Annotated in this window: 24 protein-coding genes; 13 read left to right on the plus strand and 11 right to left on the minus strand. The window is 59.5% G+C overall.

The window, feature by feature from the left end; all coding sequences use genetic code 11:
* Positions 1-36: 36 nt before the first annotated feature.
* Complete coding sequence (queF, locus tag AB5Y80_RS00890) at positions 37-885, minus strand: NADPH-dependent 7-cyano-7-deazaguanine reductase QueF (protein WP_368172416.1); 849 nt, start codon at positions 883-885, stop codon at positions 37-39.
* Between the two features lie 105 nt (positions 886-990).
* Between queF and syd the strand changes: the two genes are divergently transcribed.
* The gene (gene syd / locus AB5Y80_RS00895) at positions 991-1,539 is read left to right on the plus strand and encodes a SecY-interacting protein (RefSeq protein ID WP_010673386.1); all 549 of its coding nucleotides are present in this window, start codon (positions 991-993) and stop codon (positions 1,537-1,539) included.
* 73 nt (positions 1,540-1,612) lie between these two features.
* Here the strand turns inward: syd and AB5Y80_RS00900 are convergent, their stop codons facing one another.
* From AB5Y80_RS00900 to AB5Y80_RS00920, 5 genes are all read right to left on the minus strand, one after another.
* Complete coding sequence (locus AB5Y80_RS00900) at positions 1,613-2,398, minus strand: Zn-ribbon-containing protein (RefSeq protein WP_042864266.1); 786 nt, start codon at positions 2,396-2,398, stop codon at positions 1,613-1,615.
* Positions 2,399-2,407: 9 nt separating this feature from the next.
* Entirely contained in the window at positions 2,408-2,713 is a 306-nt protein-coding gene (locus AB5Y80_RS00905) for a DNA-binding protein (protein ID WP_069785579.1), read from the minus strand.
* A gap of 158 nt (positions 2,714-2,871) precedes the next feature.
* Positions 2,872-3,108: a DUF2789 domain-containing protein gene (locus tag AB5Y80_RS00910; RefSeq protein WP_039039420.1), complete on the minus strand. Its 237-nt coding sequence runs from the start codon at positions 3,106-3,108 to the stop codon at positions 2,872-2,874.
* 59 nt (positions 3,109-3,167) lie between these two features.
* Positions 3,168-3,464, minus strand: coding sequence for a DUF3301 domain-containing protein (locus tag AB5Y80_RS00915; RefSeq protein ID WP_039039421.1), 297 nt, complete (start codon positions 3,462-3,464; stop codon positions 3,168-3,170).
* A 68-nt stretch (positions 3,465-3,532) separates the two neighbouring features.
* A complete protein-coding gene (locus AB5Y80_RS00920) occupies positions 3,533-4,561 on the minus strand; it encodes a DUF3549 family protein (protein WP_368172417.1) in 1,029 nt (342 codons plus the stop codon).
* A gap of 197 nt (positions 4,562-4,758) precedes the next feature.
* Between AB5Y80_RS00920 and AB5Y80_RS00925 the strand changes: the two genes are divergently transcribed.
* The 3 genes from AB5Y80_RS00925 (at position 4,759) to AB5Y80_RS00935 (ending at position 6,495) form a co-directional block, all read left to right on the plus strand.
* Complete coding sequence (locus tag AB5Y80_RS00925) at positions 4,759-5,094, plus strand: YqcC family protein (RefSeq protein ID WP_010673392.1); 336 nt, start codon at positions 4,759-4,761, stop codon at positions 5,092-5,094.
* Complete coding sequence (gene truC, locus AB5Y80_RS00930) at positions 5,091-5,870, plus strand: tRNA pseudouridine(65) synthase TruC (protein ID WP_010673393.1); 780 nt, start codon at positions 5,091-5,093, stop codon at positions 5,868-5,870. The genes AB5Y80_RS00925 and truC overlap by 4 nt, the downstream gene beginning before the upstream one ends.
* A gap of 184 nt (positions 5,871-6,054) precedes the next feature.
* On the plus strand, positions 6,055-6,495 hold the full coding sequence (locus AB5Y80_RS00935; RefSeq protein ID WP_039039423.1) for a flavodoxin: 441 nt from the start codon (positions 6,055-6,057) through the stop codon (positions 6,493-6,495).
* 71 nt (positions 6,496-6,566) lie between these two features.
* Here AB5Y80_RS00935 and AB5Y80_RS00940 read toward each other — a convergent pair whose 3' ends face one another.
* Entirely contained in the window at positions 6,567-6,707 is a 141-nt protein-coding gene (locus tag AB5Y80_RS00940) for a hypothetical protein (RefSeq protein WP_010673395.1), read from the minus strand.
* A 315-nt stretch (positions 6,708-7,022) separates the two neighbouring features.
* Here AB5Y80_RS00940 and AB5Y80_RS00945 point away from each other — a divergent pair, with 315 nt between their 5' ends.
* The 3 genes from AB5Y80_RS00945 to ptsG all read left to right on the plus strand — a co-directional run bounded on the left by AB5Y80_RS00945 (position 7,023) and on the right by ptsG (position 11,273).
* On the plus strand, positions 7,023-8,345 hold the full coding sequence (locus AB5Y80_RS00945; RefSeq protein ID WP_041214686.1) for a maltoporin: 1,323 nt from the start codon (positions 7,023-7,025) through the stop codon (positions 8,343-8,345).
* A 90-nt stretch (positions 8,346-8,435) separates the two neighbouring features.
* Complete coding sequence (locus tag AB5Y80_RS00950) at positions 8,436-9,410, plus strand: MalM family protein (RefSeq protein WP_042015533.1); 975 nt, start codon at positions 8,436-8,438, stop codon at positions 9,408-9,410.
* A gap of 429 nt (positions 9,411-9,839) precedes the next feature.
* Positions 9,840-11,273 carry a PTS glucose transporter subunit IIBC gene (ptsG, locus tag AB5Y80_RS00955; RefSeq protein ID WP_010673398.1) on the plus strand — a complete coding sequence of 478 codons (1,434 nt, stop codon included), beginning with the start codon at positions 9,840-9,842 and terminating at the stop codon, positions 11,271-11,273.
* A 163-nt stretch (positions 11,274-11,436) separates the two neighbouring features.
* Here ptsG and AB5Y80_RS00960 read toward each other — a convergent pair whose 3' ends face one another.
* The 4 genes from AB5Y80_RS00960 to map form a co-directional block, all read right to left on the minus strand.
* Positions 11,437-11,820, minus strand: coding sequence for a DUF3461 family protein (locus tag AB5Y80_RS00960; RefSeq protein WP_039039426.1), 384 nt, complete (start codon positions 11,818-11,820; stop codon positions 11,437-11,439).
* A 276-nt stretch (positions 11,821-12,096) separates the two neighbouring features.
* A complete protein-coding gene (dapD, locus tag AB5Y80_RS00965; RefSeq protein ID WP_010673400.1) occupies positions 12,097-12,924 on the minus strand; it encodes a 2,3,4,5-tetrahydropyridine-2,6-dicarboxylate N-succinyltransferase in 828 nt (275 codons plus the stop codon).
* Between the two features lie 178 nt (positions 12,925-13,102).
* A complete protein-coding gene (gene glnD, locus AB5Y80_RS00970) occupies positions 13,103-15,745 on the minus strand; it encodes a bifunctional uridylyltransferase/uridylyl-removing protein GlnD (RefSeq protein WP_042015535.1) in 2,643 nt (880 codons plus the stop codon).
* 64 nt (positions 15,746-15,809) lie between these two features.
* The gene (gene map, locus AB5Y80_RS00975) at positions 15,810-16,598 is read right to left on the minus strand and encodes a type I methionyl aminopeptidase (RefSeq protein ID WP_010673402.1); all 789 of its coding nucleotides are present in this window, start codon (positions 16,596-16,598) and stop codon (positions 15,810-15,812) included.
* A 358-nt stretch (positions 16,599-16,956) separates the two neighbouring features.
* On the opposite strand from map, the gene rpsB reads away from it, so the two are divergent.
* The 6 genes from rpsB (at position 16,957) to AB5Y80_RS01005 (ending at position 21,864) form a co-directional block, all read left to right on the plus strand.
* Entirely contained in the window at positions 16,957-17,685 is a 729-nt protein-coding gene (rpsB, locus tag AB5Y80_RS00980) for a 30S ribosomal protein S2 (protein WP_010673403.1), read from the plus strand.
* 104 nt (positions 17,686-17,789) lie between these two features.
* The gene (tsf, locus tag AB5Y80_RS00985) at positions 17,790-18,671 is read left to right on the plus strand and encodes a translation elongation factor Ts (protein ID WP_010673404.1); all 882 of its coding nucleotides are present in this window, start codon (positions 17,790-17,792) and stop codon (positions 18,669-18,671) included.
* Between the two features lie 71 nt (positions 18,672-18,742).
* Positions 18,743-19,477: a UMP kinase gene (gene pyrH / locus AB5Y80_RS00990; protein ID WP_010673405.1), complete on the plus strand. Its 735-nt coding sequence runs from the start codon at positions 18,743-18,745 to the stop codon at positions 19,475-19,477.
* 95 nt (positions 19,478-19,572) lie between these two features.
* Positions 19,573-20,130: a ribosome recycling factor gene (gene frr, locus AB5Y80_RS00995; RefSeq protein ID WP_010673406.1), complete on the plus strand. Its 558-nt coding sequence runs from the start codon at positions 19,573-19,575 to the stop codon at positions 20,128-20,130.
* A gap of 72 nt (positions 20,131-20,202) precedes the next feature.
* Positions 20,203-20,979, plus strand: a complete 777-nt coding sequence (uppS, locus tag AB5Y80_RS01000; RefSeq protein ID WP_039039427.1) for a polyprenyl diphosphate synthase — start codon at positions 20,203-20,205, stop codon at positions 20,977-20,979.
* Positions 20,980-21,006: 27 nt separating this feature from the next.
* The gene (locus AB5Y80_RS01005; RefSeq protein WP_039039428.1) at positions 21,007-21,864 is read left to right on the plus strand and encodes a phosphatidate cytidylyltransferase; all 858 of its coding nucleotides are present in this window, start codon (positions 21,007-21,009) and stop codon (positions 21,862-21,864) included.
* Positions 21,865-21,891 lie beyond the last annotated feature (27 nt).

The raw sequence follows: 21,891 nt of genomic DNA on the forward strand, positions 1-21,891 counted from the left end.
AGCGGGCCGCAGCCCGCAGGATGGCGGCGCCGGTGATTACTGGCGAATGAGGCGCAGGTTCGCCGGAACTGGCTCCCAGTCGCTGCGGAAGGGGTTGATGTCCAGGCCGCCGCGGCGGGTGTAACGGGCATGGACGGTCAGTTGTTCCGGGGCGCAGAAGTGCTTGAGATCGGTAAAGATGCGCTCGATGCACTGCTCGTGGAACTCGTTGTGCTGGCGGAACGAGATGAGGTAGCGCAACAGCTTCTCCCAGTCGAGACGCGGGCCGCGATAGTGGATCACCACGGATCCCCAGTCCGGCTGGCTGGTCACCAGGCAGTTGGACTTGAGCAGGTGGCTGTGCAGGGTCTCCTCCACGATCTCGCGACCGGCGGCCCCTTGCAGCAGGGTCGCGTCAAACTCGTAGCCATCCACCTCGATATCCAGGCTGTCGATGCACTCACCGGGCAGCTGGGCTATCTGGTGGGGGGCCTGGTCGAGGGTGAAGAGGGTGACGCTCACCGGGGCACCAGCGCAGCCACTCAGATCCTGAACCAACAGCGCTTGCACTGCCTCCAGGGAGTCGCAGCGGGTCTGGTTGAAGGAGTTCAGGTAAAGCTTGAACGACTTGGACTCGATGAGATTCGGGCTGGTAGCAGGCACAAAGACCTCCCCGATGGCAACCACGGGCTTGCCTTTGGCATTGAGCCAGGAGAGTTCATACAGGGTCCAGACGTCGCAACCCTGGAACGGCAGTTCACCTCTCAGGCCAAGATCGTCGCGGTTCAGGCTGCGTGGCACGGGCTGCAGCAGACTCGGGGTGTACTGGCTGATGTAGGCTGACTGCTGCCCCAGGCTCAGGCCTTGCAGCGCACTGGCGCCGGCGTATCTCTCTTGTTTGCTCATGCTGGTTTGCTCACGCTTGTCTGATAAAGGGTTTGATGGTGCAATGGCCCGATTTTTCGATCAGGTACTTGCGGCCATCAGAGGCCGCTATTGTGGGGAATATCGATGTCGGATCAAGTCCTGTCTGCCCTGGAGCAGTTCTTTTTACGCTGGCAGCGCGATGGCGAAGGAAGGCGGGGGCTGCCCCTGTGTGACTGGGAGGCCGACTGGCGCTCTCCTTGCGAGCTGGATGAACCCAGGGAGGGGCGGGTCGCCTGGCGTCCGTTCCAGCGGGAGCAGGCAGCCGACTTCACGGCCATGGCGAACGCCCTGGAGCTGACCCTGCATCCCAGCGCCATCGCCCTGTTTGGCCACTGGTTCAGCCGCCCTCTGCCCTGCTCTTTCAAGGGGCTGCGCATCGAACTCATCCTGCCGTGGAACGACGCCGATCTGGATCTGCTCAAGGAGAACCTCATCGGCCACCTGCTGATGCTGCGCAAGTTGAAGCGATCCCCTTCACTCTTCATTGCCACGACCCGCAACGAGATGACGCTGGTGTCCCTCGATAACGAGAGCGGCCAGGTGTGGCTGGAGTGGCTGGACTCCGGGCGGCGCCTGACGCTGGCTCCCTCGTTGCCGGCCTTTCTGGCGCGACTGGAAACCTTGCCCCAGTGATGCCCCAAAAGAGAGGGCCTTGCCACCTGGCAAGGCCCTCTCTTTTTAATGCGCCATTGTGCGCGGTGGGCACCTACTCCTTGAAGTCCCAGGAGAGGTTGGACACCAGCCTGCAAGGCTCGCACCTGAAGTCGAAGATCTCGTGCAGGGGGGCGGCCAGCGCCCATGGGCCACCACAGCCAGGGCAGGGGCGAGCCCGCTCTTCGGTAGCGCTCAGGCCACCTACCCGGTAGAGATAGTAATAGGTGGGGATGCCGCTCAGGACCTCCAGCCGTCTGGCGAGATCGCTGCCCCGGCGATGAAGGCGGCTGCCCACCTCGCCGATTTCGTGCAGGGCGGCGTGTTCGGCGATGGAGCCGTTCATCTGCAACTGATCGCAGGCTTCCCAATCTTCCTGCCACTTGATGATCTGCTTGTGGTCACCGTTGGCGACGGCGGGCAGCCGATAGAGCGGGATGGGGGCGAAGTGGTCGCCGCAGCGCAGGGGAGAGCAACTGTGCAGGAAGCTGGTGTAGAGCAGCATCCAACTGGGACGCTCCCCCTGCTCTGCGCACGGGTCCGTGCTGTCCGAGAGCAGATCCGCCCCTTGCAGGTGGAGTTTGGGGGCGAGCAGGCCCGCCTGGTGCAGACCTTGCTCGGCAAGGGCGACCAGCTCGCTCTGGTTGTCAGGGTGCAGGCTGTCCTGCTCCGGGCAGACCACCCGGCTGACGAAATAGCCTTCGTGCATGCTGGTGGGAAACTCCCGCCCCAGGATCTGCCCCTGATAGCGCAGCATGTCGAGGTAGTGGACGATGGCCCGTTCGGCCTCCCCGAGGGAGGTATCGCGGTAGCACTCAAAGGTGAGTTCGAGGATATACATGGCGATGGGTCAATCCGGCTTCTGGTTGAGCAGCAGATCGGTGAGGCGATCGACCTTCTGCTCCAGCCGGGCGAGCTGCTCGCTCAGTTGCTGAAGAGTGACGCTTTCCGTGGCCAAGGGGGACGCCTCGGGGACAATGGCGGGGGCGGGCGCTGTCGACGCGGGCTGGGGTTGCTGCTTCCACTGGCTCAGCACCTTGAGCAGCTCGGCCATGGGCACGGGATGGCTGAGGCGGGCCTTGACCATGGCGGTAGAGGGGGTGATCCCCCTGGCACTGAGTTCGTTGGCTATCTGGATGATCTCTTGGGCTGACATCTTGGCTCCTGCACGGCCGTCTTGCTGCGGGTGGATAGTGGCACAGAGCTTAATCAAAGCCTGTCCATCAGGAAAGCGGAGCGAAGGGCGTGGGTGGCGAGAGGGAGGGGATTGGCGGCTCCGCGTCTACCCAACGCTGGCCGCCGGGAGTGCGGGGATCAGGTCCCCTGGCGCAGCATCACATCCAGCTGGTCGATGGCTTCCGCCCAGTCGGCGTCGTGGCTGAGGGCATCGCGCAGAAAGCCTGCCTGGGAAGGAGTCCAGAACGGCGCGTCGGGCAACTGGGTATGGCGATCGATGGGATGGTCGCGGATAAAACGCTGCTGGCTGATGTCGTCACTGGCCAGCCCCAGCTGGGCAAACAGGGCGGCCATGTCATGGGTGAGCAATTCCATGTCGGTACTCCTTGGAAGGGGGTTGTGGAAGAGTATAGCCAGCCCCCGTGCTCTCAAATCTAGGAGGGGAGACGATGGGGTGGCAGCTCGACACCGGCGACATGCAGCCCCTGCATGCAGAGCTGTCCCTGATAATGGCTCTCTCCGTCGCTGGAGAACTCGAATTGGTAGTAGGTGAGCAGGCGCAGGGGCTTGTGCCCCAGGGCACGGTGTGTCCGCGCCAGCGACAGCAGTTGCAGGTCGTGGTGCTGGCAGTAGCGGCGCATGTATTGCCAGGCCAGCTCCGCTTGGCGGCGCTGTTGCCAGAAGGCCCAGCCAACGAGGCCGAGCAGCAAGATCCCAAGCATTTCTCCCATCAGCGGGTTCCTTCTGTGATGTGTGTTGGGCCCTGTTCACCTCAGGCAACAGGGCCGTTGTGTCGGGCCTAGGTGGCAGCGAACAGGCGACCGATGGCCAGACCCAGGGCCTCGCTGCGTTCGGGGTCACGCAGTTTTGCCAGCATATCATTGCGCAAGGCCGGTAGCGTGACGAGCTCGGCAAATACCTGGTTGAAGAACTGGGTGGGTTGCAGGGCGAGCTGCTCCAGAAACAGGCCGAGCAGTTCGGGGTGTTTCAGATCGGGCCAGAGGCGGCCAGCGATGGCGAGGAGCAGGGAGGGGCTTGGCCGGGTTTGCAGCAGGGTCAGCAGCTTGTTGGTGCGCAGTCCGTTGCCCGGGCAGGAGGCCAGTGCCCGGCACAGATAGGCCAGGGTTTCGGGGTCAGGCTCGGCGCACTCCTGCTCCTTGCCGATGCGCTCCAGCAATGCGCCTTGCAGGGCAGGAGGCAGGGGGGCGTTCTCCAGGCTCTGGCACAGGGCGTAGAGGGGGGCCTGCGGCAGTACGGGCAAGGCCTTGCAGACCAGTGCCAGGTTGCGTTCAACCTGCAGCCGCTCCGCGAGATCTGCAAACCCTTGCAGTCCCAGGGCCTGCCACCCCTCTTCCCCCGGTGCCGCCAGATAGTGGCAGAGGGCCTCGTAGTAAGCGGAAGGGGCTTGTTTCAGCTGGCGGGCCAGTTTGGCGTGCACACTGGCCATCTTGGCCTCGGCCGGACGGAAGGTGTAGGGGTTGTCCGCCAGACGCTGGGCCTTCTCTTCGTCCAGTTCACCGGTGAGCTTGTAGCCCAGAGTCTCTACCACCTGATCCATGAAATGCTTAGGGCCGCTGGAGATGAGCAGGCCGCGCTCATCAAGGGCGAACTTGAGGAACCAGAGGTAGTGTCTGGATTCGGTCGGCTGGAAGAAGTGCACGCCGAGCCAGGCGTGCTGCTGCAACGGCCAGGGGTAGGGCTCCTGCTGCTGCTCGATGCGCACGAAGAGGTCGCTGGGGAGCGGGCGCACCTGGCGGCCCAGATCGAACAGCTGGAACTGGGTATCGGCCTGGGTCAGAAACTCGGTCAGGGTGTTGATGGAAGACATGAAGAGATCCCGCTTGAAGATAATGCGGGCGATTATAAGGGGGCTGCACCAGATAGCCAGAGGCGGTGATGCAGGGGATTAAGGTGACGGCAACATGGCAGCCATTGCGGGGTCGGTGTATAGTAGCGCCCCTTTTTGATGGCCGTATTGAGTGGGGCCCCGTCGCAGACCGGGCCCGCGATGAGGAAGTGAGCGAGATGAATCAATATCTGCTGGTTGCCGGTCTGCTGGGAGAGCTGACTGCCGAGTTGCAACGTCTGGAACGCTGGCAAGCCGACCATCCGGGGAGCGAGGCGCTGGCAAGCGAGCTGCCGTTTTGTGTCGATACCCTGAGTTTCGATCAATGGCTGCAGTTCGTGCTGATCCCGCGCATGGAGCAGCTGGTGCTGCTGCAGGCTCCGCTGCCGACCAGCGTCTCCCTCTATCCCATGGCGAGTGAGGTCTATAAAGAGGAGCTGGCGGAGGTCGAGGCCCTGCTTCGTCTGATCGCCCGTTTCGATCTGCTGCTCTCCGGCAAAGTGGTCGAACAATGATGGACGAGCAGACCCGGACAGCGGATGCCTTGCAGCCGACACTGCTTTATCAGGATGACTGGCTGGTGGCGGTGAACAAACCGTCCGGTCTCCTGGTGCACCGCAGTTGGCTCGACAAGGCCGAGACCCGTTTCGCCATGCAGATGACCCGGGATCTGATCGGGGGTCGTCATGTCTACCCCGTGCACCGACTGGACAGGCCCACTTCGGGTGTGCTGCTGTTTGCTCTCGATCCTGCCGTGGCCCGTACCCTGACCGAGGCCTTTGCTGCCCGTCAGGTCCACAAGGAGTACCTGGCACTGGTGCGGGGATGGGCCCCCGAAGAGGGGCTCATCGACTATCCGCTCAAGGAGCAGCTGGACAAGATTGCCGATGCCTTCAGCGACCCGGATCGCCCCGCCCAGGAGGCGGTGACCGCGTTTCGTCGTCTGCATCAGGTCGAGTTGCCCTTCGCCGTCTCCAAGAAGCATCCCACCAGTCGCTACAGCCTGGTCCGCCTCTTTCCCAAGACGGGGCGCAAGCACCAGCTGCGCCGCCATCTGGATCACCTGTTCCACCCCATCGTTGGTGATACCACCCACGGGGATGGCCGGCACAACCGCTTCTTTCGCGAGCATTACGGGTGCGACCGCCTGCTGCTGATCGCGCACCGTCTGAGCTTCGAGCATCCGGTGCTCAAGGTGCCGATGCGGATCCAGGCGCCCCTGGGCCCCGAGGTGCTGGGTCTGTTCGCCCGTCTGGGCTGGCCTGCCAGCGAGCAAGACTACGGCGCCTGAGCCTCTTTCCATCTGTTGCCTCTGACCGGGCTGTGGCATGCTGTAGCCCAGGTACGTCAGAGGAATGACTTATGGCTCAACGAGATATCGCCTGCCCAATCGCGTGCCCCCCGCCTGTTCAGGGGGGCTCTTCCTACCCATCCCGGTCTTGCCGGGTCCAATATCTGTCCCTGAGGAGTCGCTGATGGCCGAGATCGACATCCTGGTCGGCACCGTCTACGGCTCTGCCATGCTGGTGGCCGAGACCCTCTGTGACCACCTGCAAGCCAATGGCCATGTCTGCCAGATCTTCGATGACGCGGCGCTGACCGACATCGATGCCTCCCGCTTTCTGCTCATCGTGACCGCCACCACGGGGCAGGGGGATATACCGCCCAATTTGCAGCCCTTTGCCAGTGCCCTGGCCGATCGTGCTCCTTATATGAAGGGATGGCGCTATGCCCTCATCGCCATGGGAGACAGCAGCTATGAACACTTCTGCGGAGCGGGGCGAACGCTGGATGCTCTGTTGCAGGAGCTGGCTGCCGAGCCACTGGTTGTGCGCCTGGAAATCGATGCGACGGTAGAAGATGAGCCTGAAGTGGCAGCGCTGGCCTGGTTGAAAACCTGGGAAAATAGACTGTAGCCAGACCCTTCTCCCCGAGAATAAATTCACCTCCGTGAGTGTGCTGACGGGGGTGTTTTATTTTTGGGGCGTCACGCCTCAGCCCCCAAATATATCCTCTCTTTCGTCCGGTTATTTTTCTCGCCAATGATGATAACCGGTTGGCCATATTCATCATCACCCACGACAAATTGAAAAATTAAAAGTTCCGCATTGAAAGCGATTTCAGTCATGTTTTTGCTACTGCGACACGGATTTATCACTTAACTCTCGTCGCGAATTAATATTTGAAAGCGCTTTCTTTGGTGTTGTTGCTCCTCTTTTTGTTGTTCATGGGGTTTTTAATGCCATAAAGTGAAAGTTTATTGGGTTGTTGTTGCTGCGGTTGCGGGTGGCGTGCGATTTGTCATCGTTTTGTGAATCAGCTCATGTTTGCAGGGAATTTGGGTACATATAATCGACCTCGGTTATCACCAAAACGTTTTTCCGGTGATAAGAACTTGAATATCAGGATCACACTCCTCTCAGCGGGAATAAGGAAAATGAAAATGAAAGCAAAGTGGCTCCCGATCGCTGCAGCAGTAACCGCAGCCCTGGCTTCCCAAGCCGCCTTCGCCGTTGATTTCCACGGCTACTTCCGTTCAGGTGTCGGTGTTTCCGGTGACGGGGACATGGTCAAATACAACGTCAACAAGGTTGGTCGTCTGGGTAACGAAAATGATACCTACGGCGAAGTCCAGCTGGGTCAGGAAGTCTTCAACAAAGATGGCAAGACTTTCTACGTAGACTCCATGTTCGCCATGGCGTCCAACGGCTCCAACGACTGGGAAGGTACCGGCACCGTCTGTAACTTCGATGCCAAGCAGTGCAACGGTGACTCCGACTTCGCCCTGCGTCAGTTCAACGTGCAAGCCAAGGGGCTGCTGGGCTTCGCGCCGGAAGCCACTCTGTGGGCCGGTAAGCGTTACTACCAACGTCACGACATCCACATCTCTGACTTCTACTACTGGAACATCTCCGGTGCCGGTGCCGGTATCGAAGGCATCCAGGCTGGTCCTGGCAAGCTCTCCCTGGCCTGGGTCCGCAACGACCGCAGCGCGGGTGATGTCTTCGGTCAGTACACCCAGACCGGTGTAGATGGCAACGGTGATCCGGTTTACCAGAAGAACGAAGATCTGAACGTCAACACCCTGGACGTGCGTTATGCCGGCATCCCGCTGTGGCAGGACGGCTCTCTGGAAGTGGGCGCCATGTATGCCCTGGTCAATGAGACCGACGCCCAGAAAGATCTGAAGAACGACAACATGAAGAACGGCGTCATGCTGACTGCCGAACTGACTCAAGGCATCTTCGGTGGCTTCAACAAGACCGTGCTGCAGTACGGTACCGAAGGCTACTCCAAGACCATGGCCTTCTACGGTGACGGCTCCTGGTACGGTGCCGAAGCCAAAGCCGGTGCCGATGGCTACCGTATCATCAACTGGGGCGTCATCCCGATGGGCAACTCCTGGGAGATGGGTCACCAGCTGGTCTACGGTGTAGGCAACGAGATGTGGAACGGTAACGACAAGTACGAAACCATGTCTGTCGTCGCTCGCCCGATGTACAAGTGGGATGACTTCAACAAGACCATCTTCGAAGGCGGCTACTTCCAGGACAAGAACAAGTCCACTTCCGGTACCACCGACAAAGATGGCGCTTACAAGCTGACCCTGGCTCAGGCCTGGTCTGCCGGCTCCAGCTTCTGGGCCCGTCCGGAAATCCGCGTGTTCGCCACCTACCTGAAGAACACCGAAGACCAGAACGCCTTTGAAGGCAACACCTCCAAAGACACCTATCAGGTTGGCGTACAAGCAGAAGCCTGGTGGTAAGCAATATCTTCAGTTAAGTTAGTCACTGCCCCCTTATGGGGGCAGTTTTGTTTCGCATGATGTGGCAACCGGGTTATGGAGATAAGAAGAATGAAACTGGTAAAGATGTCTATCGCGGCCATGGTTACCGCGCTGCTGGCCGGTTGTTCCGGTAGCATGGTGGTGCCCGTGCAGGAGCACGCCTCCATTCTGAGTAATGCCGATCAGGCCAAGCAGGCGCTCTCCCAGGCAACCAGTTGTTGCACAGGGTTCAACGAATTCAATTATGTCTCCCTGCCGGAAGGCGAGACGCTGCTGGCCATCGACGGCAAGCAGCCCAGTTATCAGTTTGACGAGGGCATGAGCTATTTTGCCGCTTATCGTCTGCCGGCCAATACCGGCAATCTGGCCATCACCCTGGCCTCCCAGGTCAGCAAGACGGTCCTGGTTCCCAAGGTGATCATGCTGGATGCCCAGTTCAAGGTGACTCGCGTGCTGGGTGAGTCGGTCTTTGCCTATCAACCAGCCCACCTGCTCGACAACGACAGGATTGAGGGGCGTGTGTTCGTGGACCGCAGCATGCCGGGCAATCCCGCCACTGAAACCTATATGGTGGTCTATGCGCCGGCCAACGAGACGGCGGGCAGCACCACCATCTTGCACCCCGCCAAGGCCTTTGCCCGTGCCAACGGCACGGTCGAGCCGGATATCAAGGACCCCGTGATCCCGCATTCGCCCTGGGGTCTGGTACAGATAAAGGTCACGGACATGGCCAAGGGACAAGGCCTGGAAGCCGTGTTCAAGCCTGAATACGCCGACAAAGTGGCGATGAGCCAGGCCAAGCCTGCTACCACTGCCGTGGCTGCGACGGCGGCCACCACGGCAGCCGTTGCCGCAGCGCCGAGCAAACCGGCTCCCGCCATGCTGAGCGAGACCGAGAGCTTCTACAACGCCCAGATCGAGAAAGCGGTGAAGGCCGGTGACATCGACAAGGCGATGCAACTCGTGAATGAAGCCGAGCGTGCCGGTTCAACCAAGGCGAAATCGGTCTTTATTGATGCAGTGAAACGTTCACAGAAGAACTAAATATCTCGGTTTATTAAAATCGATATTTATTGGAGGCCTCCCTTGTTGGAGGCCTTTTTAATCGGTAGACTGGATAATATAAATCCGCAATAAGTTACATTTGGTTACAGTAAGTATCGCTAAGTATTATTTGGTTTCTTTGTGATTTATTTTGAAGTGGTTTATTTCTTTTTGCGGTGAAGCTATAACAATACGAAATAATATTCAAGACAGTCCCCTCTCTGCTTATTTATTATCTTGTGATCTCTCCTCCAAATTTATTATTCCCTTGTTTCCGACAGAGGCATTTCCACCCCCGCTGGGTTATATTCTGCTGGTCAAAATAAGCAACCCGGAAAACGCACTTGGCGCAGTGACGAATGAAGCACATCGTCATCAATAAACTGCCCTGAGTCGTTGTCGGAAAAAAATCCATTCAGGAGCGCACACATGTTAAAAAATGCTTTCTCTAATCTGCAAAAGGTCGGTAAGGCGCTGATGCTGCCCGTATCGGTCTTGCCCGTTGCAGGTATTCTGCTGGGGGTGGGGGCTGCCCACTTCAGCTGGTTGCCGGAAATCGTCTCCCAACTGATGGAGCAGGCCGGTGGTTCCGTATTCGGCCAGATGGCTCTGCTGTTCGCCGTGGGCGTCGCCCTTGGCTTCACCAATAACGACGGTGTGTCCGGCCTGTCCGCCATCGTCGGCTACGGCATCATGACCGCCACCCTGACTGTGATGGCGCCTGTGATGGGTGTCGAGAAGATCGATACCGGTGTGCTGGGTGGTATCCTCGCCGGTGGCGTGGCTGCCTGGGCGTTCAACCGCTTCTACAAGATCCAGCTGCCAGAGTACCTTGGCTTCTTCGCCGGCAAGCGCGCCGTGCCCATCATCACCGGTTTCGTTTCAATCGGTCTGGGTGTCGTGCTCTCCTTCATCTGGCCGCCGATTGGTGGTGCCATCGGTGCCTTCTCCGACTGGGCTGCCAACCAGAACCCGGTCCTGGCCTTCGGCATCTACGGCGTGGTTGAGCGCTCCCTGATCCCGTTCGGTCTGCACCACATCTGGAACGTGCCGTTCTTCTATCAGGCTGGTACCTGCGTCAACGCCGCCGGTGAAACCGTACACGGCATCATGACCTGCTTCCTGACTGCTGATGACGCTTCCCGTGCTGCCGGCAACGGCTTCGGTCAGCTGGCGGGTGGCTACCTGTTCAAGATGTTCGGTCTGCCTGCTGCTGCATTCGCCATTGCGCACTCCGCCAAGCCGGAAAACCGCGCCAAGATCGTAGGTATCATGGCTTCTGCTGCCCTGACCTCCTTTCTGACCGGTATCACTGAGCCTATCGAATTCTCCTTCCTGTTCGTGGCCCCGGTTCTGTACGCCATCCACGCCCTGCTGGCCGGTCTGGCATACGTGCTGACCAACATGCTGGGTGTCGTTCACGGTCACACCTTCTCCAACGGCTTCATCGACTTCGTGGTGCAATCTCCGCGTGCCGACAACATGCTGCTGCTGGTGGGTCTGGGTCTGGTCTACGCAGTCATCTACTACGTGGTCTTCACCGTGGTCATCCGTGCCATGAACCTGAAAACCCCGGGTCGTGAAGACGAAGCTGCCCAAGAGTCCTCTGCCGGTCAAAGCAAGGACGAGATGTCTGCTGCACTGGTCTCCGCCTTCGGTGGCAAAGAGAACATCGCCTCTCTGGACGCCTGCATCACCCGTCTGCGTGTCGGTGTGAAGGATGTGGCCAAGGTTGACCAGGCTGGTCTGAAGAAGCTGGGTGCCGCCGGTGTGGTGGTGGCGGGTTCCGGTGTACAAGCCATCTTCGGCACCAAGTCCGATAACCTGAAAACTGAAATGGACATCTGGATGAAGAGCAACTGATTGTCGCTCCGATATCTGAGTTCCGAAAAGGGAGGCGCAAGCCTCCCTTTTTGCTGGGTTGCGTTTGGTGGCGGGACATGTGCGGGGACTTTCCTGACGGCGCCAGTATGGTGTGATCCAATGAAAAAGGCGCCCTTGGGCGCCTTTGCTGCATCAGACCGGCTTAAAGCTTTTCGAGATCCCGTTCTATCTCGCTGATCTTGTTCTGCACCACTTTTTCCAGATGACGCAAGTCGCGCAGTATTTTCTGCTTGATGTCCGGATCGGCGGAAGGCTGGCCGCCCTGGGTCAGATTGTCCAGCTCATCCACCACGTATTTGAGGTTGGCGTTGATCTCGGTGACATCCTTGTACTCATGGGTCCCCGAGTCGACCAGCATGGTCTTGCGCTGGCGGGGGTATTTGAATTTGACGCTCTTGGCGAAGAATTCACCCTTCTGCTTCTTGAAATAGATCTTGAGGATGTCGTGGTTGGCTTCCTGGCGCAGGGTGTAGCTGTCCACCGAGGTGGGTTCCTGGATCCCCAGGCTCTTGAGATTCTCGTACATCGGGCTTCCTTGGTTTGAAACGATCCTGACCCCTCTATCTTACCCGAGTCCGGACGCCTTGCCTGTGACAGGCGCGCCAAATTCAAATTGGTGTCAAAAAGGTCTTCTTTAATCAATGAGCCAAGGGGAGGGGTGAACGCCTTGCCAGCACTGCCATAAGCGGTATCGTCTCATGGGGGTGTGCAGTGCTGGTGGGGCAGGGGGGAGTTGGCGCCCACCCATGAGAGCGGGCATGAAAAAGGGCACCAGAGGTGCCCTTGATGACATCGGCGTGGATTACTCGTCGATGGAACGCAGCAGGGCGTTGATGCCGACCTTGGCGCGGGTCTTGGCATCCACCTTCTTGACGATGACGGCGGCGTAGAGGCTGTACTTGCCGCACTTGGAGGGCAGGGAGCCGGAAACGACCACAGAGCCGGCCGGGACGCGGCCGTAGTGGATTTCACCGGTTTCGCGGTCATAGATGCGGGTGGACTGGCCGATGAAGACCCCCATGGAGATGACGGAGCCCTCCTCGACGATCACCCCTTCAACCACCTCGGAACGGGCACCGATGAAGCAGTTGTCTTCGATGATGGTCGGGTTGGCCTGCAGTGGCTCCAGTACGCCGCCGATGCCGACGCCGCCGGAGAGGTGCACATTCTTGCCGATCTGGGCGCAGGAGCCCACGGTGGCCCAGGTGTCGACCATGGTGCCTTCATCGACGAAGGCGCCGATGTTGACGTAGGAGGGCATCAGCACGGTGTTAGGGGCGATGAAGGAGCCTTTGCGCGCAGTCGCGGGCGGCACGACGCGTACACCGGCAGCTTTGAACTGCTCTTCGGTGTAGTTGGAGAACTTCAGGGGAACCTTGTCGTAGTACTGGGCATCGTCGCCCTTGATGATGCCGTTGTCGTTGATGCGGAAGGAGAGCAGCACGGCCTTCTTCAGCCACTGGTGGACGACCCACTCGCCGGCAATCTTCTCGGCAACCCGGGCTTTGCCGGAGTCCAGCAGGTCGATGGCTTCCAGAATGGCTGCCTTGGTGGCGGCATCGACGGAGCCGGGGGTGATGGAGTCACGGCGCTCGAAGGCCGCTTCGATGGTCTGTTGCAACTGGGTCATGACAGGTTTCCTTTATAAAATTCTGTTTGTTGTATCACACTTTTCCAATCGTTTTTAAGGGCTCTCGCCGATTTCTTCAGAATCAGGGCGATTTATTGTACTTGAGTGGTCCAACCATTTGTTCTGATTGAGGAATCAATACGTCAAAAAGCCTCTTTCGAGGCTTCATCCGAGCGTGTCAGGCACTCTCGCCAACCGGTTCCTGGGGGTTGAGCTGATTGACCAGCCTCTCCTCGAGGGCTTGCTGCTCCTCCGGGTTCAGCGGCTCTCCGGCCAGGGTGGTGAGGCTGAAGAAGTCCTCCACCCGCTCACCGATGGTGGTGATCTTGGCGGCATGGAGGGAGAGGCCGCACTGCTGGAACACGGCACCGATACGGGCCAGCAGGCCCGGAGTGTCCAGGGCTGTCAGCTCCAGCAGGGTGTGGCGGTTTTCCCCCTTGTGAGGCAGGAAGACCACCCTGGTCGGCACGCTGAACTGGCGGTGGCGTCTGGACAGGGGCTTGCTGCGCAGCACCAGCTTGCCCGGCTCCTGAAGGGCTTTCTCCAGCGCCTTCTTGATGGTGGCGGTACGGTTGGGGCTGATTGGCTCGCCGTTTGGCTCCAGCACGATGAAGGTGTCGAGCACGTAGTCGTTGCGCGAATTCATGATCTGGGCGTCGTGGATGCTGAGGTTCTTCTGATCAAGTGCCGAGGCCACGGTGGCAAAGAGGTTGGGGGTATCGCGGCAATAGATGAACACCTCGCTACCGCCCCGTATGGGATGCTTGCCGATGAGCACCAGGGGGGCCGGGTTGTCACCGTGGGCGATGATCTTGCGGCAGTGCCAGGCGATCTGCTCCGGGCTGTGGCGCAGGAAGTAATCGGCCTTGAAGTCGTTCCAGAGGGCGGTGACCGCCTCCTGTGGCACCTCGCGCTGGGTCAGGATCTGCCTGGCCTGGCGCTGGTTTTCACGGATCTTGAGGCGCATGTCCGGCGGGTTTTCCAACCCCTGGCGCAGGGCCTTCTGGGTGGCGAAGTAGAGTTCGCGCAGCAGGGTGCCCTTCCAGTCGTTCCACAGACTGTCGTTCGTGGCACAGATGTCGGCCACGGTCAGGCAATAGAGTAGGTCGAGGTGCAATTCATCCCGCACCTTCTGGGCGAAGTCGGTGACCACATCCGGGTCGTAGATGTCGCGGCGCTGGGCGGTGACCGACATCAGCAGATGGTGGCGCACCAGCCAGGCGACCAGTCGGCTCTCATAGCGATCCAGCCCGTGCAACTGGCAGAACTCCAGCGCATCCACGGCCCCGAGTTCGGAATGATCGCCGCGCCTGCCCTTGGCGATGTCGTGGAAGAGGGCGGCGATGCTGAGCAGCTCGGGCTTGCGCAACTGGGTGAACACCTCGTGGCAGAGCGGGTGAGTCTGGCGGCTGGCCGGATTCGGGAAGCGATGGATGTTCTGCAGCAGCCGATGGGTGTGCTCGTCCACCGTGTAGGCGTGGAACATGTCGAACTGCATCTGACCGACGATGAGGTTCCACTGGGGCAGGTAGGCCGCGAGGATCCCGTACTTGTGCATCAAAGTAAGGGGCTGGCCGATGCCGTTGGGGTGGCGCAGGAGCGCCATGAAGAGACGGCGGCACTCGGGTAGATCTTGCAGCCAGCAGTTGAGGGTGCGTCTGGCCTCGCGCAACTGGCGCAAGGTGGCGGAGTGGATGCCGGCAATCTCCGGGTGCTGGGCTATCTGGTAGAAGAGTCGCAGGATGGCGGCAGGATCCCGGCCGAACAGCTCGGAGTCCACCGCATCGATGAGGCGGCCGCGCAGCTGGAATTCGTCGCTGATGCGGCGCACGTCCATGGCGGTGTTGCCGAGAATGGCCTCGTCAAAGAGTTGCAGCAGCATCTCGTTGAGCTCGGCCACCCGCCGCACCGTCTGGTAGAAGCGCTTCATCATCTGCTCGACCGGGCCGTTTCCTTCCCCCTCGAACCCCAGCATCTGGGCCACGGTACGCTGGCGGTCGAACAAGAGGCGGTTATCCCCCTTGTTGATGGCCATGTGCAGGGCGAAGCGCACCTTCCACAGGAAGTTCTGGCAGTCGAGCAATTCCCGGTACTCGGCCCGGTTGAGAAAACCGTGGCTGGTCATCTCGAACAGGGTGGTGGCGCCGAAGTGGCGGCGGGCGACCCAGGCCAGGGTCTGGATGTCGCGAAGCCCCCCGGGATTGTTCTTGAGATCCGGCTCCAGCTTGTAGGCGGTGCCGAGAAACTGCTGGTGGCGCAGAGCCTGCTCTTCGCGTTTGGCACGAAAAAAGGCTTCGCTCGGCCAGAAGTGCTGGGGCTGGGTGGCCGCCTGCAACTGCTCGAATCCCGCCAGGCGACCCGTGATGTAACGGGCCTCGATGAGGTTGGTGGCAACCGTGATGTCGTTGCGGCCCTGCTCGATGCACTCGGCCACGTTGCGCACCGACTGCCCCACTTCCAGCTTGAGATCCCACAAGAGGGTGATGAACTCGCCGATGCGAAGCCCCAGCACCTCGTCCAGTTCATCTCCTTCGTAGAGGATCAGCAGGTCGATATCGGAGTGGGGATGGAGTTCGCCGCGGCCATAGCCGCCTACCGCGATCAGGGTGAGCTCGGTCCTGTCGAAGCCGAACTTGTGCCAGAGCCTGGTCAGCAGCGCGTCCATGTATTCGGAGCGGGTGGCGACCAGTTCGATGATGTTGTCACCGGCGTCGAAGCGCTCGTGCAGCCAGGCGAGAAAGCGGCTCAGGTACTCCTTGCAGTTGTCACGGGTGAGCTGATCGTCTGGGAGCAGATGGGGAGAAAGCAGGCTGGCATCCATGGCATGTCACACTCTCGGTCGGGCCGGGTAAAGAGCAACCCCGGCGCGCGGCCGGGGTTGAATGTCAAACGTGGCGGATAAAACGCTCGATAGTGTCGTCGGGACGCAGGGTCAGGACCTCGCAGCCATCCTCGGTCACCAGCAGGGTGTGCTCCCACTGGGCGGAGTCGCCGCCGTCCTTGGTGGTCACGGTCCAGCCATCCTTCGGATTGACCTTGCAGTGGTACTTCTTGCTGTTGACCATGGGTTCGATGGTGAAGCACATGCCCGCTTTCAGCTCCAGCTTGCCGCCGTTGCGGTAGTGGAGGATCTGCGGCTCTTCGTGGAACTCGGCACCGATGCCATGGCCGCAGTAGTCGCGTACCACGGAGAAGCCTGCCTGCTCGACGATGGGCTGGATGACGGCGCCGATCTCGGTGATGCACATGCCCGGGCGCACCCGCTTGATGGCGGCATAGAGGCTATCCTGGGCCACCTTGCAGAGCTGGCGACGCAGGGGGGTGGTCTGGCCCACGATGAACATGGCGGAGGTATCGCCGTGATAACCATCCTTGATGACGGTGATATCCAGATTGATGATGTCCCCTTCCCGCAGCTTCTTGTGGTTCGGGATGCCATGGCAGATGACATCGTTCACTGAAGTACAGATGGACTTGGGGAAGCCGTGGTAATTGAGCGGCGCGGGGATGGCCTGTTGCACGTCGACGATGTAATCGTGGCAGAGGGTATTCAGTTCGTCTGTGGTGACGCCCGCCTTGACGTGGGGGGCGATCATGACCAGCACGTCGGCGGCCAGCTGGCCGGCGACACGCATTTTCTCAATCTCTTCCGGTGTCTTGATTTTAATGGACATGGGATCTCTCTTGGGGCCTGATTGCGCATCCTGCCGATGCCCAACAACCAGGTAATGAAAAATAGATGCGTTTGCAATCAGGGCGAAATTTTATCCCCAACCCCCGTTTACTTCCAGTGTGATCGTCATCGCAACGTCATCAGGCGGTCGCACCATGGTCCGGGATCCATTTTTAGCACCCGGGCTGGTGGTGTCATGACCAAAGTTATGGTATAAAGCGCGCCGGAATGGGGAACTCGTGTCCTCATGCCATCACCCTTACTCAACAACACACACACATCGACACATATGCCGGGGTGCCTTAACGGGTCGGTTATATGGGATGTGTGGAGGCCTAACCCCAATACAGAGGTATAAAATGGCTAAAGTTTCTATGCGCGACATGCTGCAAGCCGGCGTTCACTTCGGTCACCAGACTCGTTACTGGAACCCGAAAATGAAGTCCTACATCTTCGGCGCCCGCAGCAAAGTTCACATCATCAACCTGGAAAAAACCGTTCCGATGTTTGACGATGCCATGAACTTCATCAGCTCCGTAGCTGCCAAGAAAGGCAAGGTACTGTTCGTAGGTACCAAGCGTGCCGCGTCTGAAGCCGTCAAAGAAGCCGCTGAGCGTTGCGACCAGTTCTATGTTAACCACCGCTGGCTGGGCGGCATGCTGACCAACTGGAAAACCGTTCGTCAGTCCATCAAGCGCCTGAAAGATCTGGAAACCCAGAGCGAAGACGGTACCTTCGACAAGCTGACCAAGAAAGAGGCGCTGATGCGTACTCGCGAAATGGAAAAGCTGGAGAAGAGCCTGGGTGGTATCAAGAACATGGGCGGCCTGCCTGACGTTCTGTTCGTTGTCGATGCCGACCACGAGCACATCGCTATCAAAGAAGCCAACAACCTGGGTATCCCGGTAGTTTCCATCGTTGATACCAACTCCAACCCGGACGGCGTTGACTATGTCATCCCGGGTAACGACGACGCTATCCGTGCCGTACAGCTGTACCTGAACGCTGCTGCTGACACCGTTCTGGAAGCCCGCGAGCAGGACATCGTTGTTCAAGCCGAACAAGATGGCTTCGTTGAAGCTGAGTAATTGATAAGGACTGAAAAGCCCTTATTAACCAAGCTGATGTAATTGGTTAGCAGGGGCCCTTGTGGCCCCTGTTTCTTGTCAATTCAAGACCGAGGATACTGGACATGGCAAACATTTCTGCCGCCCTGGTAAAAGAACTGCGCGAGCGCACCGCCGCTGGCATGATGGATTGCAAAAAAGCGCTGGAAGAAGCCAACGGTGATATCGAGCTGGCTATCGAGAACATGCGTAAATCCGGTCAGGCCAAGGCCGCCAAGAAAGCTGGCCGTATCGCCGCTGAAGGTGTGATCTTCGCCCGTACCGAAGGCAACGTTGCCGTCATGATCGAGCTGAACTGCGAGACTGACTTCGTTTCCAAGGATGCCGGTTTCCTGGCCATGGGTCAGAAGATCGTCGAGATCGCTGCTACCCAGAAAATCGCTGACGTTGACGCGCTGAAAGCCGCCGATTTCGGCAACGGCGAGTCCGTCGAGCTGACCATCACCAACCTGATCGCCAAGATCGGTGAGAACATGAACCTGCGTCGCGTGATGCTGGTTGAAGGTGACAACCTGGGCACCTACGTTCACGGCTCCCGCATCGGTGTTATCACCAAGCTGGTTGGCGGTACCGACGAGCTGGCCAAAGATCTGGCCATGCACGTTGCTGCCAACAGCCCGCAATTCGTCAAACCGGAAGACGTGTCTGCTGAAGTCGTTGCCAAAGAGCGCGAAATCCAGATCGACATCGCCATCAACTCCGGCAAGCCGAAAGAGATCGCCGAGAAGATGGTTGAAGGCCGCATGAAGAAGTTCACCGGTGAGGTTTCCCTGACTGGTCAACCGTTCGTGAAAGATCCTTCCATGACCGTTGCCGAGCTGCTGAAGAAAGAAGGCGCTGACGTTGTTTCCTTCACCCGTTTCGAAGTGGGCGAAGGCATCGAGAAGCAAGAGACCGACTTCGCTGCTGAAGTAGCAGCCCAGATCGCGGCCGCTCAGAAGGCCTAATCGAACCGGTTTTTCCGTTTCCCCAGACCGCGACTTATGTCGCGGTCTTTATATGACCAGGAATCAGTGACATGAGTACCAATCCCAAGCCTGCATACAGACGTGTTCTTCTGAAGTTGAGTGGTGAAGCCCTGCAAGGATCCGAGGGTTTCGGCATTGATCCGGCGGTGCTGGAACGGATGGCCCAAGAGATCAAAGAGCTGGTTGAGCTGGGTGTTCAGGTCGGTCTGGTCATCGGTGGCGGCAACCTGTTCCGTGGTGCCGGCCTTGCCAAGGCAGGCATGAATCGCGTGGTGGGTGACCACATGGGCATGCTGGCGACCGTCATGAACGGCCTGGCCATGCGTGATGCCCTGCATCGTGCTTATGTGAATGCCCGCCTGATGTCGGCCATCTCCCTGCAAGGGGTCTGCGACTCCTACAGCTGGGCCGAAGCCATCAGCCAGCTGCGCGCCGGCAAGGTGGTGATCTTCTCTGCCGGTACCGGCAACCCCTTCTTTACCACCGACTCGGCAGCCTGCCTGCGCGGTATCGAGATCGAAGCCGACGTCGTGCTGAAAGCCACCAAGGTCGATGGCGTGTTCACCGATGACCCGGTCAAGAACCCGGATGCCGTGCTCTATCAGGAACTGAGTTATGATGAAGTTCTTGAAAAAGAACTCAAAGTGATGGATCTTGCTGCTTTTACCCTGGCCCGCGACCACGATCTGCCGATCCGGGTGTTCAACATGAACAAACCGGGCGCGCTGCGCCGCGTGATCATGGGTGAGCCGGAAGGTACCCTGATCCACCAGGCCAGCAAGTAAGGCAAGTGTGAGCCCCAGGCTCGCTTGTCCATTACGCCAGTCAACAAGATAGATACGAGCCGCCTGTCGGCTCGTTCGCCAAAAGGAAAACCACTGTGATCAACGAGATTAAAAACGACGCCAAGGACCGCATGGGCAAAAGCGTAGAGTCGCTGAAGACCCAGATGTCCAAGATCCGTACCGGCCGTGCTCACCCGAGCCTGCTCGACGGCATCCAGGTGGAGTATTACGGTGCTGCCACTCCTCTGAAGCAGTTGGCCAACGTGGTGGCAGAAGATGCCCGTACTCTCTCCATCTCCATCTTCGATCGCTCCATGATCCAGGCGGTGGAAAAAGCCATCCTGACCTCCGATCTGGGCCTGAACCCGTCCAGCAACGGCCAGACTCTGCGCGTGCCGCTGCCGCCGCTGACCGAAGAGCGTCGCCGTGATCTGACCAAGATCGTCCGTGCCGAAGCCGAAGGTGCCCGGGTTGCCATTCGCAACATCCGTCGCGATGCCAACGCCGATCTGAAAGCCCTGCTGAAAGAGAAAGAGATCTCCGAAGACGACGACCGTCGCGCCCAGGAAGAGATCCAGAAGCTGACCGATACCTTCATCAAGCTGGTGGATGACGCCCTGGTTGTGAAGGAAAAGGAGCTAATGGAAATCTAAGCCTCCGACAGGTATATTACGAGCGCCGTGTAGTGCCCCTGCACGGCGCTTTTGTCTTTGTGGGAGAAATGAATGTCGCTTTTGGCAGCGCTAGGCGATAGCGCCAGCTCGTCCTTGCCTCGTCACGTCGCCATCATCATGGATGGCAATGGTCGCTGGGCCCAGAACCGCGGCAAGATGCGGGTTTCCGGGCACAAGGCGGGCGTGAAATCCGTGCGTGAGGCCGTGGCCTTTGCCGCCCGCGCCAAGATGGAGGCGCTGACCCTGTTTGCGTTTTCCAGCGAGAACTGGCGCCGTCCGGAAGGGGAAGTAAACGCCCTGATGGAGTTGTTCATGACGGTGCTGGGTCGCGAGGTGAGCAAGTTGCACAGCAACGGCATTCGCCTTCGGGTGATTGGCGACACTGCCCGCTTCAGCGAGCGGCTGCAGGCCAAGATCGCCAAGGCCGAGGCCCTGACCGCCAACAATCAGGGATTGACCCTCAATATCGCCGCCAACTATGGCGGTCAGTGGGACATCGCCCAGGCGGCCCGGACCCTGGCACGGGCCGTGGCGGCGGGTGAACTGGATGCCGAGGCGGTCGATGAGGCGGCATTGGGTCGTCATGTCTGCATGGCTGATCTTCCCCCCGTGGATCTGCTGATCCGCACCGGCGGGGATCATCGCATCAGCAACTTTGTCCTTTGGCAGCTCGCCTATGCCGAACTCTATTTTACCCCGGTCCTGTGGCCCGATTTTGACGAGGCCGAGTTCAGTGGGGCAGTTGCCTCCTTCGTTGCTCGCGAGCGTCGCTTCGGGTGTACGGGTGAACAGATCCGGGAATTGATCGCCGCGCAACAGACCGGCTAAACCCCGCTCCCAAGAGAGAGGTTTCTTTTGCTAAAACAACGAATTATTACCGCATTACTGTTAGTACCCCTGGTGTTGGGGGCGCTGTTTTTTCTGCCGTTGAAATTCTTTGCCCTGCTCGCCGCCCTGGTCTTTCTGCTGGCCAGCCGTGAGTGGAGTGCCTTCGTCACTGCCCAGCCGCAACAGTGGTTGCCGCTGGTGTTCTGTCTGCTGCTGGGGGCCAGCCTGTTCTGGGTGCCCGTGGAGCAACTCTGGATCCCCCAACTGCATCCGCTGGTGATGGGCGTGCTCTGGACCGCCGTCAGCTGGTGGCTGCTGGGGCTGCTGCTGGTGCTGCGCTACCCGCAAAGCGCCAGGCTGTGGCGTGAATCCATCTGGCTCAAATCCCTGTTCGGTCTGGTGACCCTGGTTCCCTTCTTCTGGTCCCTGGTGGCCATTCGCGGTTACAACTTCTACCACGACCCCATGATGGGGGCCTGGATCCTGCTGTTCGTGATGGGACTGGTCTGGGCGGCAGATTCTGGCGCGTATTTTTTCGGCAAGGCGTTCGGCAAACACAAGCTGGCACCGGCCGTGAGCCCGGGTAAAACCATCGAAGGCATGCTGGGTGGGCTGTTTACCGCCAGCCTGCTGGCCATCGGCGTGACCTGGTTCATGGGCTTCGTGCCTGCCAAGATGGGCACCGTGCTGCTCTGTTCCCTGCTGGCGGTGCTGGCCTCCGTGCTCGGCGATCTGGCCGAGAGCATGTTCAAGCGGGAAGCCGGCATCAAGGATTCCGGCACCCTGTTGCCGGGCCATGGGGGCATTCTCGATCGCATCGACAGCCTGACGGCGGCGCTGCCCGTCTTCCTGCTCAGCTACCTGTTGCTCGGTCCGGAGTTTTGATGTTTCGCGCACTGATGATCCCGGGAG

The sequence above is a fragment of the Aeromonas sp. R2-1 genome, assembly GCF_040908425.1.
GTDB classification, from domain to species: domain Bacteria; phylum Pseudomonadota; class Gammaproteobacteria; order Enterobacterales; family Aeromonadaceae; genus Aeromonas; species Aeromonas caviae.

What these genes read in the sequence shown, in the direction of transcription:
- queF (WP_368172416.1), bottom strand. Translation starts at nt 885, where the DNA reads ATGAGCAAACAAGAGAGATACGCCGGCGCCAGTGCGCTGCAAGGCCTG.
- syd (WP_010673386.1), top strand. Translation starts at nt 991, where the DNA reads ATGTCGGATCAAGTCCTGTCTGCCCTGGAGCAGTTCTTTTTACGCTGG.
- AB5Y80_RS00900 (WP_042864266.1), bottom strand. Translation starts at nt 2,398, where the DNA reads ATGTATATCCTCGAACTCACCTTTGAGTGCTACCGCGATACCTCCCTC.
- AB5Y80_RS00905 (WP_069785579.1), bottom strand. Translation starts at nt 2,713, where the DNA reads ATGTCAGCCCAAGAGATCATCCAGATAGCCAACGAACTCAGTGCCAGG.
- AB5Y80_RS00910 (WP_039039420.1), bottom strand. Translation starts at nt 3,108, where the DNA reads ATGGAATTGCTCACCCATGACATGGCCGCCCTGTTTGCCCAGCTGGGG.
- AB5Y80_RS00915 (WP_039039421.1), bottom strand. Translation starts at nt 3,464, where the DNA reads ATGGGAGAAATGCTTGGGATCTTGCTGCTCGGCCTCGTTGGCTGGGCC.
- AB5Y80_RS00920 (WP_368172417.1), bottom strand. Translation starts at nt 4,561, where the DNA reads ATGTCTTCCATCAACACCCTGACCGAGTTTCTGACCCAGGCCGATACC.
- AB5Y80_RS00925 (WP_010673392.1), top strand. Translation starts at nt 4,759, where the DNA reads ATGAATCAATATCTGCTGGTTGCCGGTCTGCTGGGAGAGCTGACTGCC.
- truC (WP_010673393.1), top strand. Translation starts at nt 5,091, where the DNA reads ATGATGGACGAGCAGACCCGGACAGCGGATGCCTTGCAGCCGACACTG.
- AB5Y80_RS00935 (WP_039039423.1), top strand. Translation starts at nt 6,055, where the DNA reads ATGGCCGAGATCGACATCCTGGTCGGCACCGTCTACGGCTCTGCCATG.
- AB5Y80_RS00940 (WP_010673395.1), bottom strand. Translation starts at nt 6,707, where the DNA reads ATGACTGAAATCGCTTTCAATGCGGAACTTTTAATTTTTCAATTTGTC.
- AB5Y80_RS00945 (WP_041214686.1), top strand. Translation starts at nt 7,023, where the DNA reads ATGAAAGCAAAGTGGCTCCCGATCGCTGCAGCAGTAACCGCAGCCCTG.
- AB5Y80_RS00950 (WP_042015533.1), top strand. Translation starts at nt 8,436, where the DNA reads ATGAAACTGGTAAAGATGTCTATCGCGGCCATGGTTACCGCGCTGCTG.
- ptsG (WP_010673398.1), top strand. Translation starts at nt 9,840, where the DNA reads ATGTTAAAAAATGCTTTCTCTAATCTGCAAAAGGTCGGTAAGGCGCTG.
- AB5Y80_RS00960 (WP_039039426.1), bottom strand. Translation starts at nt 11,820, where the DNA reads ATGTACGAGAATCTCAAGAGCCTGGGGATCCAGGAACCCACCTCGGTG.
- dapD (WP_010673400.1), bottom strand. Translation starts at nt 12,924, where the DNA reads ATGACCCAGTTGCAACAGACCATCGAAGCGGCCTTCGAGCGCCGTGAC.
- glnD (WP_042015535.1), bottom strand. Translation starts at nt 15,745, where the DNA reads ATGGATGCCAGCCTGCTTTCTCCCCATCTGCTCCCAGACGATCAGCTC.
- map (WP_010673402.1), bottom strand. Translation starts at nt 16,598, where the DNA reads ATGTCCATTAAAATCAAGACACCGGAAGAGATTGAGAAAATGCGTGTC.
- rpsB (WP_010673403.1), top strand. Translation starts at nt 16,957, where the DNA reads ATGGCTAAAGTTTCTATGCGCGACATGCTGCAAGCCGGCGTTCACTTC.
- tsf (WP_010673404.1), top strand. Translation starts at nt 17,790, where the DNA reads ATGGCAAACATTTCTGCCGCCCTGGTAAAAGAACTGCGCGAGCGCACC.
- pyrH (WP_010673405.1), top strand. Translation starts at nt 18,743, where the DNA reads ATGAGTACCAATCCCAAGCCTGCATACAGACGTGTTCTTCTGAAGTTG.
- uppS (WP_039039427.1), top strand. Translation starts at nt 20,203, where the DNA reads ATGTCGCTTTTGGCAGCGCTAGGCGATAGCGCCAGCTCGTCCTTGCCT.